Source organism: Rhodococcus sp. NJ-530 (assembly GCF_003860625.1).
Taxonomy (GTDB): Bacteria; Actinomycetota; Actinomycetes; order Mycobacteriales; family Mycobacteriaceae; genus Rhodococcus_F; species Rhodococcus_F qingshengii.
Genome location: NZ_CP034152.1, coordinates 4,353,895 through 4,367,500, shown reverse-complemented (window position 1 = coordinate 4,367,500; position 13,606 = coordinate 4,353,895). Strand labels below are relative to the sequence as shown.

Genomic DNA, 13,606 nt, shown 5'->3' with positions numbered 1-13,606 from the left:
GTGGATGCCTTGGCACCAGGAGCCGATGAAGGACGTAGGAGGCTGCGATAAGCCTCGGGGAGCTGTCAACCGAGCTGTGATCCGAGGATGTCCGAATGGGGAAACCCAGCACGAGTGATGTCGTGTTACCCGCGCCTGAATATATAGGGCGTGTGGAGGGAACGTGGGGAAGTGAAACATCTCAGTACCCACAGGAAGAGAAAACAACCGTGATTCCGTGAGTAGTGGCGAGCGAAAGCGGAAGAGGCTAAACCATGGGTGTGTGATAGCCGGCAGGTGTTGCATTCGTGGGGTTGTGGGGTTCATTTTGTCAATACTGCCGTGTTGGCCAACAGTAAGAAATCACAGGGTTAGTGGAAGTGGTCTGGAACGGCCTGTCGTAGAGGGTGAGAATCCCGTACACGAAAACTTTGTGACTGTTGTAATGGAAACCCAAGTAGCACCGGGCCCGTGAAATCTGGTGTGAATCTGTCGGGACCACCCGATAAGCCTGAATACTCCCTGGTGACCGATAGCGGACTAGTACCGTGAGGGAAAGGTGAAAAGTACCCCGGGAGGGGAGTGAAATAGTACCTGAAACCGTGCGCTTACAATCCGTCAGAGCCTTCGAGCAGTTTACTGCTGGGGGTGATGGCGTGCCTTTTGAAGAATGAGCCTGCGAGTTAGTGGCATGTCGCGAGGTTAACCCGTGTGGGGTAGCCGTAGCGAAAGCGAGTCCGAATAGGGCGAGTCAGTGGCATGCTCTAGACCCGAAGCGGAGTGATCTACCCATGGCCAGGTTGAAGCGACGGTAAGACGTCGTGGAGGACCGAACCCACTTAGGTTGAAAACTGAGGGGATGAGTTGTGGGTAGGGGTGAAAGGCCAATCAAACTCCGTGATAGCTGGTTCTCCCCGAAATGCATTTAGGTGCAGCGTCGCGTGTTTCTCACCGGAGGTAGAGCTACTGGATGGTCTAGGGGGCCCACAAGCTTACCGAAATCAGCCAAACTCCGAATGCCGGTGAGTGAGAGCGCGGCAGTGAGACTGCGGGCGATAAGGTTCGTAGTCGAGAGGGAAACAGCCCAGATCGCCAGCTAAGGTCCCTAAGCGTGTACTAAGTGGAAAAGGATGTGGGGTCGCGAAGACAACCAGGAGGTTGGCTTAGAAGCAGCCACCCTTGAAAGAGTGCGTAATAGCTCACTGGTCAAGTGATCCTGCGCCGACAATGTAGCGGGGCTCAAGTACACCACCGAAGCTGCGGCATTCACGCAATAGCCCCCAGTTGATCCAAGGATTTTCTGGCAGGTGTGTGGATGGGTAGGGGAGCGTCGTGTGGCCATGGAAGCGGCAGGGTGACCTAGCCGTGGAGGCCACACGAGTGAGAATGCAGGCATGAGTAGCGAAAGACGAGTGAGAAACTCGTCCGCCGAATGACCAAGGGTTCCTGGGCCAGGTTAATCCGCCCAGGGTGAGTCGGGACCTAAGACGAGGCCGACAGGCGTAGCCGATGGACAACGGGTTGATATTCCCGTACCCGTGTGAACGCGCCCATGGTGAATCAGTGATACTAACCATCCTGAAGCCACGAGAAGACCTTCGGGTCTCGAGTTGGTGGATGCATGGGACCTGATCTGGTAGTAGCCAAGCGATGGGGTGACGCAGGAAGGTAGCTGAGCCAGTCAGTGGTAATACTGGTGTAAGCGTGTAGGGCGTGACCTAGGCAAATCCGGGTCGCACATAGCCTGAGACGTGATGCGTAGCCGATTGAGGCGAATTCAGTGATCCTATGCTGCCGAGAAAAGCCTCTAGCGAGCTTTCACACGGCCCGTACCCCAAACCGACACAGGTGGTCAGGTAGAGAATACTAAGGCGATCGAGATAACTATGGTTAAGGAACTCGGCAAAATGCCCCCGTAACTTCGGGAGAAGGGGGGCCCTGTCTGGTGACGACATTTACTGTCTGAGCTGGGTGGGGCCGCAGAGACCAGTGAGAAGCGACTGTTTACTAAAAACACAGGTCCGTGCGAAGTCGTAAGACGATGTATACGGACTGACGCCTGCCCGGTGCTGGAAGGTTAAGAGGACCGGTTAGTTCCTTCGGGAGCGAAGCTGAGAATTTAAGCCCCAGTAAACGGCGGTGGTAACTATAACCATCCTAAGGTAGCGAAATTCCTTGTCGGGTAAGTTCCGACCTGCACGAATGGCGTAACGACTTCTCAGCTGTCTCAACCGTAGACTCGGCGAAATTGCATTACGAGTAAAGATGCTCGTTACGCGCGGCAGGACGAAAAGACCCCGGGACCTTCACTACAGCTTGGTATTGGTGTTCGGTTCGGTTTGTGTAGGATAGGTGGGAGACTGTGAAGCGGTGACGCCAGTTATCGTGGAGTCGTTGTTGAAATACCACTCTGATCGAATTGGACCTCTAACCTCGGACCATGATCTGGTTCAGGGACAGTGCCTGGTGGGTAGTTTAACTGGGGCGGTTGCCTCCCAAAATGTAACGGAGGCGCCCAAAGGTTCCCTCAGCCTGGTTGGCAATCAGGTGTCGAGTGCAAGTGCACAAGGGAGCTTGACTGTGAGACTGACAGGTCGAGCAGGGACGAAAGTCGGGACTAGTGATCCGGCACCGGCAAGTGGAAGCGGTGTCGCTCAACGGATAAAAGGTACCCCGGGGATAACAGGCTGATCTTCCCCAAGAGTCCATATCGACGGGATGGTTTGGCACCTCGATGTCGGCTCGTCGCATCCTGGGGCTGGAGTAGGTCCCAAGGGTTGGGCTGTTCGCCCATTAAAGCGGCACGCGAGCTGGGTTTAGAACGTCGTGAGACAGTTCGGTCTCTATCCGCCGCGCGCGTTAGAAACTTGAGGAAGGCTGTCCCTAGTACGAGAGGACCGGGACGGACGAACCTCTGGTGTGCCAGTTGTTCCGCCAGGAGCACCGCTGGTTAGCTACGTTCGGAAGGGATAACCGCTGAAAGCATCTAAGCGGGAAGCCTGTTCCAAGATGAGGTTTCTCACCCCCTCGAGGGGGTAAGGCCCCCGGCAGACCACCGGGTTGATAGGCCAGAACTGGAAGTGCAGTAATGCATGCAGGTGACTGGTACTAATAGGCCGAGGACTTACCACAAAGAAGCTACGCGTCCACTGTGCGGTATCTGAAACAACACACAGATACTGATGAGAACATGTTTTCTCCATCCCCCAACACCAGAAACTGGTGTTGACGGGTGGTGAAACCAGGTGATCAGAAGAAGGTTACTGTGACAGTTTCATAGAGTTACGGCGGTCATAGCGAAGGGGAAACGCCCGGTCCCATTCCGAACCCGGAAGCTAAGCCCTTCAGCGCCGATGGTACTGCACTCGACAGGGTGTGGGAGAGTAGGACACCGCCGAACACACATTAGAGAAGCCCCCAACCAGTACTGGTTGGGGGGCTTTCTCGTACCCAAAACACCCCACCCCCGCCAACACCCGAAAGCACCGCCGCCGGCACCCCCGACTTCGAGCGAACGGTACGTTCGTCGCCTCAGATCGACCGAACGTACCGTTCACACCATCAGGGGCGCGAGCACAGTGGGCTCACCACCGCGTCCGGGATCGAGTGAACGGCACGCTCACCCTCTTAGGCGAGGGGAACGGTACGTTCACACCATCAGGGCAGGGATTGGGCGAGGACGATGCCGTCGCCGACGCACATAGCGACTTGTTAGCCAAGGTATAGATTGTGAACCGTCTCATAAGTCCGAAGTACTCTCCGATTTTGTGCCTTCGTCCCTAGCACTTTGGCCTAGGCTGAGTCTCATGGTGGGGTTGAGCAGCTCGAGGGTGTCGCATTTGCGACTCGTTCCGACGGAACCTGAAGAACTGCAAAGGTTTGTACTAGAAGCTGGCGGAGGGCGTGGGGGCATTCAGATTGCGCGATCGTTGCGTTCGAAGAGGCGCGCGGTACCGGCGCAATACGCGATACGTATCAGTGTCGACAATGTTTCCACTCAGATCTGGCGACGAATCCTCGTCGCGTCGGATCTGAATCTGGATGACCTGCATTCGGTGGTTCAACGGGCAATGGGGTGGAGTGACCGTCAATCGCACGCGTGGTCCAAGTCCGGCAGCCGATTTCCCGGCGAGGTCGAAGAGTACGTAGCTTCCGGAAGCAACGCCGAGCAGCGTCGCGCCGGCCGAGCGGCGATCGTAGAGTCCGCGGTACGCCTGGACGAGGTCATGGTCTCGCCTGGCGATGAAATCAGTTATCGCTACGGACGCTTCGGGAACTGGCGCCACACGCTGACACTTGAATCTTCCGAAGTACTGCCCGACGGGTTCCAAGTTGTGTGTGCCGCGGGTCGCGGTGCTTGTCCGCCGGAGGAATGCGTCGGACCTGACGAGTACGAGCAGCTCCTCGGTGTTCTCGCTTCGGAGAAGCTGCGCTCCCATGAATGGACCCTCGAATGGCCACAAACTGATTTCGAGCCGACACGATTCGAGATCGCTGAGGTCAATAATCGACTGCATAGTCCTAGACCGGACGAGATCGCTGCGTCGTACGACATTGCGAAGCTCGTCGAATGCCTGGGACCCTCGCGAGTCCCGGAACTGCACGCGGTCCTCGCCCGAGCAGGCATTGACGATCAGTCGGCAATCGGGGAGTTGGTCCACGTCGAGGCGGGCCAACGCATTCAAGCGGTTCTGGCTCTGATCGGTGTCGAAGGGATCGGTGCCGATGATTTCTTCACGACGGTCGACGCGATGCTCGACGAACCTGAACTGGGACCTGTAAACCTTCCACAAGGGCGATCACTCTTCGCAGTGCTCAAGAAGTTCGGCCTGGTGCGAAAGCACAAAGGGCAGATTGTTCTGACGAAGCGGGGACAGTCGGCAGAGCGGGACGCGTCAATGACGTGGTCGGTGATCGTCGAGGGAGTTCCGGTTGCGCCCGGCGGCTCGCAGAGAGCGGTGGAACTCCTTGTCCTCCTTGCCGTAGCCGCCGGCATGTCGCCGGCGGATCGTCATCGTTTCGTCGCGGGAGCGCTGGAGTCGATTCGGTCGTCGAGCATCCTGATGGCTGGGGCTCAGACTCCCAGACGTGACACGTCAGGGAGCACCGTAGAGGTGCTCGGATTGATCGGCGCTACGGGGTACGAGCTGGGGAAGTTCGGCAGCAAAGCGGACTCGCCCTGGGCTGTTCACCTCGCGAGGGCGATCTTGCGGCGTTAACTCGCGCGTCGACGCAGACAACCGAAACGGGGTTCGATCCGGCAATGCCGAATCGAACCCCGTTTCGTGTACCGATAGAGATCAGATGTTCACGCCGTAGTCGCGGGCGATTCCGGCGAGTCCGGATGCGTATCCCTGTCCGACTGCACGGAACTTCCATTCGCCATTGTGGCGGTAGAGCTCACCGAAAAGCATGGCTGTCTCGGTGGATGCATCTTCGGAGAGGTCGTAGCGTGCCAGTTCGGAGCCGTTCGACAGATCTACGACGCGGATGTAGGCGTTGGTGACCTGTCCGAAGGACTGGAGTCGCGCATCGGCGTCGTGAATCGAGACGGGGAAGAAGATGTTGGTGACGTTGGGCGGTACAGCCGGGAGGTCGACGTTGATGACCTCGTCGTCGCCGTCACCTTCACCGGTGAGGTTGTCGCCGGTGTGCTCGATGGATCCGTCGGGCGAGCGAAGGTTGTTGTAGAAGACGAAGTGAAGGTCGGAAAGGACCTTGCGTTCCGGGCCGGTGACCAACGCGCTGGCGTCGAGGTCGAAGTCGGCACCACTGGTGCTGCGTGCATCCCAGCCGAGACCGACTGCGACCTTGGTCAGATTGGGTGCGGCCTTCGACAGAGATACGTTGCCGCCCTTGGCAAGTGTGACGCCCATTCAGGTTCCTCTCGTTCGAACGAAGTGGATTTCTTCGTTCGGGAGTTCTGTGTTGTCCGTTCGCGACTCACATTACCGTGAGCGGGTAGGTGCGGTTCGACCGAATAGGCACCTCACTCGAACAGCGCGCGAAGATCCTCGGCGTCGAGTCCGGTGCCCAGTGTGCCTTCGGCGTCCATGACATTCGAGAACAATGCCGACTTCTTGGCTTTGAGCGCCATGACCTTCTCTTCGATGGTGTCTTTGGCAATGAGGCGGTAGACCATGACGTTTCGTGTCTGCCCGATGCGGTGAGTACGGTCGACCGCTTGTGCCTCGGCGGCCGGGTTCCACCAGGGGTCGAGAATGAAGCAGTAGTCGGCCTCGGTGAGATTGAGGCCGAAGCCACCAGCCTTGAGGCTGATCAGGAAGACGGGGACTGCACCAGACTTGAACTCCTCCAACACTTCACCGCGATTGCGCGTCGAACCGTCGAGATAGCTGTACGGAATTCTTTCCTCGTCGAGTCGGTTGCGGACAGAACCGAGGAACCCGGTGAATTGGCTGAAGATCAACGCACGGTGTCCGCCGGCAATGACGTCGTCCAATTGCTCGACGAGAGCGTCGACCTTGGCCGATGGGACGGGTCCGCTTTCCTCGTCGACCAGCGAGACGTCGAGACTGAGTTGGCGTAGCAGCGTCAGCGATTGCAGGATCGTGAACCGATTCTTGTCGACGTCGTCGAGCAGTCCGAGAATCTTCTGCCGTTCGCGTTGCAGGTGGGTGTCGTAGATCGCGCGATGGCTCGGATGCAACTCGATCTCGAGTATCTGTTCCTGCTTCGGCGGCAAGTCTGCAGCCACCTGTTCCTTGGTGCGCCGAACCATCAGCGGTTTGACGCGCCGCCGAAGTTGCGCCAATCGCTCTGTGTCGCCTTCCTTTTCGATGGGGTTGCGGTAGACGTCGGTGAAGGTGGTGGGACTGGGGAACAGTCCTGGTGCAGTGATCGCGAGGAGCGACCACAACTCCATGAGATTGTTTTCCATGGGAGTGCCGGTGATCGCGAGTTTGAAGGGTGCGTTCACTGCCGTCGCACACTTGTGGACCTTGGACTTGTGGTTCTTGGCGAATTGGGCTTCGTCGAGTACCAGTCCGGACCAGACGCCCGCCGAATACGCATCGGTGTCGAGGCGAAAGAGAGCGTACGACGTCACGACGATGTCCGCCCCGTCGACGAGTGTTGCCAGGTCGGTTCTTCTGCGCCGCAGAGTATCCGTGATGACAGCGGTGTGGAGGGTTGGTGCAAACTTGGCCACCTCGGATTTCCAATTGGAGACCACGCTGGTGGGAGCAACGATCAGAAAGGGCGGCGCCGCTGGATTCGATTGCCGTGCAGTGCAGATCATTGCGAGAGTTTGCAGGGTCTTGCCCAGGCCCATGTCGTCGGCGAGTATGCCGCCCAGGCTGTGCTGCCGGAGGAAGTTGAGCCAGCGGAATCCGTCGACCTGATAGGGGCGCAGTGTTGCCGTCAACGTGGCGGGGACGTCGACGGGATCGATCCCGGAACCGCCGAGCAATCCTGCGATCTGCTTCTTCCAAGCTGCTGCCTGATGTTCGACTCTTCCCAGTGTCGTCAATTCTTCCCACAGCCCGGCTTGAAACTTGCTGATCGCGAGTTTGCCGGTAGGCCGATCGAGTAGCGACCGCGCTTCGGTGATGAGACGGTGCAGGCCGAGTAGTTCAGGTGCGTCGAGCCGAAAGTAGGCGCCGTCCGGTAGCAGTATGTGAATCTCGCCCTTGCTCAGAGCAGAGAACAGTGTTGTGAACGGAACGCTTTGTCCCGCAACATCGACGGTGACATCGAGGTCGAACCAGTCGGATCCGCTGTCCCCGTCGGGGGCTGATGTGCTGAGGCCGATCACGACAGCGTCGTCTGCAGGCCGGTAGTCGGCGGGGGTTCCTGCAACCGTGAGGTCGATGGCGTCGTGCGCTTCGAGTTGGGGCAGGAGGTCGAGTGTGAACTGCATGGAATCGAGGCCGGTCAAAGTTCCCGCGAGAGTGGCCTTCGCCGCGGCCGCGCCGAGGCTGTTGGTGATGGCATCTTCGGCAGCGTGATTGCGGACCTCGGACTCGTCGGTGGTTGCATCGGCGGTAGAAATGATCAGTTCGTCGGCATCGACGGTGTACTTCCATGCCGACTCGATGTCGATGCGGTGGTCGCCTTCGTAAGTGGCCATCAGTTGTAGCCGAGGACCGGACACAGTCGGTGGGTTGTAAGCACCGTCGGAAGATAGGACGGGAGCGAGGCTTCCGAGTTTGAACACGAACCGCGAAGTGAACGCATCTCGATGCTCGGCGGGTATGTCGACTGACTTTCCGGAGTCGATCAACTGCCTCAATTGGTGGGTGACCGGCGTGTGCAGCGGTGCGAGCGTGATCGCGTTGGCGGCGTCGAGCGCGAAGACACCATGTGCCGGTGTACCGACAAGTCCCCAGTCGGAATGGGTGATGATGTGCCCATCGGTCTGAATTCGGGGAGTGAGACGGAGGTTGTTGTCTTCCGCTCCGTGGACGTCGAGGCAGATGTTGGCGTCGTCGAGTAGGGAGATGTTGCCGAGGCCGGCCTTCGAGTGAACGAGTGAAACGCCGACGCTGATCGCCTCATCAAGAAGCGACCAGAGTTGCGGGCTCGGAAACCCGGCAAGATCGATCTCCGCTGCATTCTGATTTCGGTAATGGTTGCCGGCGCTGTGGAGGAGATGAATGTCGCGTAGAACCCGGATGTGGTCGGCAGGGAACTGAAAAGTGCTTCCGAGTTTGTTCCAGGCGAGTCCGCCGGAGATCCACCCTCTCGCTCCTGGTTGCACTGGTTTGACGAGGAGCCGTGTCGATGCGCCTTTGGTTCGCGCGATGAATTGAATGCCGAGTCCGGGAGTTGTGCGGCCGTCGGGGTCTGGTCGGAGCAACTCCTCGAGCGCGCTGTCCCATCCGAGGTGTTGTGGAGTCTTGTTCGCCTCGGCCACCGCTGCGAGCACCAACGCGACTACGTGCTTGCAGTTCATCCGCACGGGACACGTGCAGAGGCCACGCGTGAACGTTGCTTTACCGGCCGCGCTGCGACTTACCGAAATCGTGCAGGTGTACGGCTCTCGCGCAGTTCCCGATACAGCGCCGGTCAAGGTGTCAGCGGTGTCGTTCCATGCGATGGATTCGACTGCATTCTGCCGCAGGTAGGTAAGTCCGCGTTCGTAGGTGGTTGTGCCCACGACAGCGCGAATTCGGTCGAGGTCGAGGGCCCTGACTGAATCCGGTTGCACGGGGCCAGCCTAGTAGCGGTGACCGACAGATCTTGTCGTGGTCGTTTGTCCAAGAAAGTCCGAACTGCACGGTATGTTCACGGAAACATCTTTGACTGGTTTGGGAGTTTCATGAGGACTGAGCGGCGTGCGTGGATCCGATCTGCGCGCACAGGTGCGGTGTGTTTGGCCGTCTGTGCACTTTCTTTGCAGTTGGGCGGACTGTCGACGGCAGCGCCGAGTTCCGGGAGCTCGGGAAGCTCGGGAAGTCTGGGCAGCGTCGAGGGCAGCGTGAGTTCGGGGTCGACGATCCCAGGACCGCTTCAGGAGGATCCGGGCCCCAAGCCGGAGCTGCGCGACGACATCGTCGTCCCGGCCATCGTCGGCGAGAAGGTGACCGCACCGCAGGCTGTCAGGCTGACGGTGGCGTCGCCTGCACTTCGACGCGAGGTCGGCGTCGAGATCTTGCTACCCGCTGACAATTCGGTTCCGCGCCCAGCGCTGTACATGCTCGAGGGTGTCGACGCCGGAGAGAAAAGCAGCGGATGGATGACGATCGGCGGCGCCCCGGCGTTCTTCGCCGACAAGAACGTCAACGTCGTGATGCTCAATGGCGGAATCGCGAGCCTGTACTCGGACTGGGAGAATCCGGATCCGCGGCTGGGACTGCACAAGTGGGAAACCTTCATCACCGAGGAGTTGCCACCGCTGATCGACGCGCGACTCGAGACCAACGGAATCAACGCGATTGCCGGCAATTCCATGGGCGCGATGGGCGCAATGATGCTCGCCCAACGCTTTCCGGACATGTACCGCGGCGTTGCCGTATTCAGCGGCTGCTATTCCACGATGGATCCGCTCGGCCGAACTGCCGTCCAGGCCACGATATCGTCTCGAAGCGGAGATCCGGCCAACATCTGGGGTGTGCCAGGGGGACCGGAGTGGGAGGCACACGATTCGTTGATCAACGCAGAGAAGTTGCGTGGCAAGGAAATCTACGTGTCGACTGCAAACGGTCGTCCCGGATCTGACGAGACGCTGCAGACTCCTGAACTGCTCGAGCGTCTGGTGATCGGCGGCGGCATCGAGGTTGCCGCCCACGCCTGCACCAAGATGTTCGACGCTCGGTTGCAGGAGCTGAAGATTCCGGCGCAGGTGGATTACGAGCCGAACGGCACGCACGCGTGGGCGTATTGGCGTGAACGACTGCCGAAGGCGTGGCCGACTCTGTCCCGGGCATTGGGCGTCTGACGGTTCGACAACAGTGCTCGGGTTGTGGATGCACCACAACCCGAGCGTTGGATCACTCGCAGGCGATGCCGTCGTTGTCCCGGTCGAGATGCGGGGCGTATCCGTTCTGGCCCCGGTACAACGGAGCTGCGCCGGCATTACGAACGGCTGTGCAGTTCTGGTAGTACCGCGCTGGTGCGGGAGTGTTCTGCGGCGCCGGCTGGTTCTGGGGCGCTGGCGGAGCGGGCGGCGCCGGCGGTGCGAAGACCGGGGGAAGGAACGGCTGGACTGCGTCGGCAGAGCCAGTCGGAATCATGCGTGCGATCTCGATCGGTAGGAAATCGAAAACCGTGGATGCCTGAGCGGCGGGTGCGGCAACCAGAGTGATTGCGGCGCAACCTGCGACGCTGAATGCCAGACGGCGGAGCTTCATGTGACCTCGTGTTCAACTGGGCAGCCCTTCCACTTCTGAGGGCTGTGCCGGCTGAGCATACTGGTCATAACGACCAAATGGTTTATTTCGGTAAGGGTGAAATCTGGGGTGAAAAGCAGCGTCCCGCACCGTATTGCTCAGGTGCGGGGACGCTGCTGTAGTCATCGAGGGTTACGCGTCGACAAGTTCCTCGGCGAAGGGATCACCGTTGCGGGGAGCGTCGAAGCGCTCCTTGTCGAGGATTCCCTCACGCTTTGCGACGATGACCGGGACCAGTGCCTGGCCGGTGACGTTGACTGCGGTACGGCCCATGTCGACGATCGGTTCGACTGCGAGGAGCAGTCCGACGCCGGCAAGGGGAAGACCCAGGGTGGAGAGTGTGAGTGTGAGCATGACTGTCGCACCCGTAGTTCCGGCCGTTGCTGCCGAGCCGATGACCGAAACGACGACGATCAGCAGGTAATCGGTGAAGGTCAGCGGAACGTCGTAGAAGCCGGCGACGAAGATCGCCGCGATCGCGGGATAGATTGCGGCGCAACCGTCCATCTTCGTGGTGGCACCGAGCGGAACGGCGAACGAGGCGTACTCACGAGGAACACCGAGGTTGCGTTCGGTGACGCGTTCGGTCAGAGGCAGAGTGCCGATCGACGAGCGCGAGACGAAGCCGAGTTGAGTTGCAGGCCAGACACCGGAGAAGAAGCTTCGGACCGAGAGGCCGTGCGCGGCAATCAGGATGGGGTAGACCACGAAGAAGACAATGGCCAGACCGATGTAGATGGCGGCGGTGAAGACGCCCAGCGAGCCGATTGCATCCCAGCCGTAGGTGGCGACAGCGTTGGCGATCAGCGCGGCGGTGCCGATCGGGGCGAGGCGGATGATCCACCACAGGACCTTCTGGACGATCGCGAGCAGCGAAGCGTTGAACTCGAGGAACGGCGCAGCCTTGGGACCGATCTTGAGTGCAGCAATGCCGATTGCGCCGGCGATGACGAGCAGCTGCAGGACGTTGAAGCTCAGCGATGTAGTCGCCACGCCTTCGGCGACGGAAGTCTTTGCACCCAACCCCAGGAAGTTGTTCGGAACCAGTCCGGTGATGAACGCCCACCACGAGCCGGAGCTCTTGGGTTCCTTTGCTGCTTCGGCGGCGACATCGGTCCGTGAACCGGGATCGGTGATCAGGCCGACGATGATGCCGATGATCACAGCAATGAAAGCGGTGATCGCGAACCAGAGCAAGGTCTGCACGGCCAGGCGAGCTGCATTGGCGACCTGGCGCAGGTTGGCGATGGAGCTGACAATGGCGGTGAACACCAGCGGGATAACCGCAACGGTGAGCAGCTTGACGTAACTCGAACCGATGGTCTGCACGGTGCCGACCAACCAGTTGACGTTGCCGTCGGCTGCATCAGGCATTGCCCGGGCGACGAGACCGATGATGACACCGAGTACGAGACCGGCGACGATCTGCGGTCCGAATGCCGTCGCCCAGGACGGAAAACGGGACGTGGACTTTTCCGGCACGCCGGTGGAGGTGGAGCTGGGCATGACTATGCCTTTCGAAAATCAAGGGAGCGAAACGCAGCGCGGCACCAGAGGCCGGGCAGATTCGAAGAAATGTTTCCTGGTACGCGTCAGGTCAGAGCGAGCGCGTACACATTGCGCTCGCCTGCAGGCGAAGGTCGACGTAACGCCGACTGGTCAGGAACAACACTGTCCACACACTACTCGCAGCTTCAACTACTCGATCCCGAGGGTCGCCGCGGGAGTTCGCTTCGTGTTCGTCGGGCGTGCCCCGATCAGTCACTGTTGGTCGGTTGACTAGTCTCGACGATCAGTAGGTGCCGCACCGGCGCCTACGCGTCGGCAAGCGGAAGCGAGAGACCGATGAGCGTTCGGAATGCCGAGTACCCGCGTCCGAAGCATTTCCTGGTGCACCTCAGTGACACGCATCTGGTGGCTCAGGGGGAGTTGTACGACGCCGTGGATGCGTCGACGAGATTGCGGGAAGTGCTCAGCGGGATCGTGGCCTCGGGCGCACGCCCGGATGCACTGATATTCACCGGCGACCTGACCGACCAGGGACACCCCGACGCATACGCGGAACTGAAAGCCATCGTGGAACCCGTGGCGGCCGAGATCGATGCGCAGGTCGTCTGGGCGATGGGCAACCACGACGACCGCCCTACGTTCAGATCTCTGCTGTTGGGCGAGGACGCCACCGATCATCCCGTCGACAACGTCTACGACCTTGACGGACTGCGGGTGATCACCCTGGATTCGTCGGTTCCCGGTCATCACTACGGTGAGATCTCGGATCGTCAATTAGACTGGCTACGAACAGAATTGACGGTGCCGGCGCCCGACGGAACAATTCTGGCGCTGCATCATCCGCCGGTTCCGTGCATTCAGGATCTCGCGGTTCTGGTGGAGTTGCGCGATCAGTCCCGGTTGGCAGACGTCTTGCGTGGCAGCGACGTCCGGGCGATTCTTGCCGGGCACCTGCACTATTCGACGACGGCGACGTTCGCCGGCATTCCGGTTTCCGTGGCGTCGTCGACGTGTTACACCCAGGACTTGAACGTGGAAGTCGGTGGGCAGCGTGGTCGCGACGGGGCTCAGGGGTGCAATCTGGTGCACGTGTACGACGAGACAATTGTTCATTCGGTCGTTCCACTCGGCGCGCACGTGACGGTCGGTGAGCCCGTCGACGCGGCCGAGGGTGCCCGGAGGCTCAGTGCTGCCGGCATTCGAATCCTCGAGAGCGAAAAGGCGGCACGCTCGATCATCTGAGGTGGCAGGCGGTTTCCGACACC

At 59.9% G+C, this 13,606-nt stretch carries 7 protein-coding genes and 2 rRNA genes (1 of these 9 cut by a window edge); 5 read left to right on the top strand and 4 right to left on the bottom strand.

Going from position 1 to position 13,606, the window contains the following annotated elements:
* The 3 genes from EHW12_RS20210 to EHW12_RS20200 all read left to right on the top strand — a co-directional run.
* Nucleotides 1-3,111 (top strand): 23S ribosomal RNA (locus EHW12_RS20210); it begins 23 nt to the left of the window's first position.
* A gap of 151 nt (nucleotides 3,112-3,262) precedes the next feature.
* Nucleotides 3,263-3,379, top strand: a 5S ribosomal RNA gene (gene rrf / locus EHW12_RS20205).
* A gap of 529 nt (nucleotides 3,380-3,908) precedes the next feature.
* Entirely contained in the window at nucleotides 3,909-5,198 is a 1,290-nt protein-coding gene (locus tag EHW12_RS20200; RefSeq protein ID WP_235808487.1) for a plasmid pRiA4b ORF-3 family protein, read from the top strand.
* 81 nt (nucleotides 5,199-5,279) lie between these two features.
* On the opposite strand, the gene EHW12_RS20195 is transcribed toward EHW12_RS20200, so the two are convergent.
* Complete coding sequence (locus EHW12_RS20195) at nucleotides 5,280-5,855, bottom strand: TerD family protein (RefSeq protein ID WP_003940660.1); 576 nt, start codon at nucleotides 5,853-5,855, stop codon at nucleotides 5,280-5,282.
* A 113-nt stretch (nucleotides 5,856-5,968) separates the two neighbouring features.
* Nucleotides 5,969-9,151, bottom strand: a complete 3,183-nt coding sequence (locus tag EHW12_RS20190) for a DEAD/DEAH box helicase (RefSeq protein ID WP_125051587.1) — start codon at nucleotides 9,149-9,151, stop codon at nucleotides 5,969-5,971.
* Nucleotides 9,152-9,262: 111 nt separating this feature from the next.
* Between EHW12_RS20190 and EHW12_RS20185 the strand changes: the two genes are divergently transcribed.
* The gene (locus EHW12_RS20185) at nucleotides 9,263-10,381 is read left to right on the top strand and encodes an alpha/beta hydrolase family protein (RefSeq protein ID WP_125051585.1); all 1,119 of its coding nucleotides are present in this window, start codon (nucleotides 9,263-9,265) and stop codon (nucleotides 10,379-10,381) included.
* 52 nt (nucleotides 10,382-10,433) lie between these two features.
* Here the strand turns inward: EHW12_RS20185 and EHW12_RS20180 are convergent, their stop codons facing one another.
* A complete protein-coding gene (locus EHW12_RS20180) occupies nucleotides 10,434-10,793 on the bottom strand; it encodes an excalibur calcium-binding domain-containing protein (protein ID WP_125051583.1) in 360 nt (119 codons plus the stop codon).
* A 171-nt stretch (nucleotides 10,794-10,964) separates the two neighbouring features.
* Nucleotides 10,965-12,338 carry a dicarboxylate/amino acid:cation symporter gene (locus EHW12_RS20175; protein ID WP_003940669.1) on the bottom strand — a complete coding sequence of 458 codons (1,374 nt, stop codon included), beginning with the start codon at nucleotides 12,336-12,338 and terminating at the stop codon, nucleotides 10,965-10,967.
* Nucleotides 12,339-12,677: 339 nt separating this feature from the next.
* On the opposite strand from EHW12_RS20175, the gene EHW12_RS20170 reads away from it, so the two are divergent.
* Nucleotides 12,678-13,583, top strand: coding sequence for a phosphodiesterase (locus EHW12_RS20170; RefSeq protein ID WP_007729250.1), 906 nt, complete (start codon nucleotides 12,678-12,680; stop codon nucleotides 13,581-13,583).
* The last annotated feature ends 23 nt before the right edge of the window (nucleotides 13,584-13,606 follow it).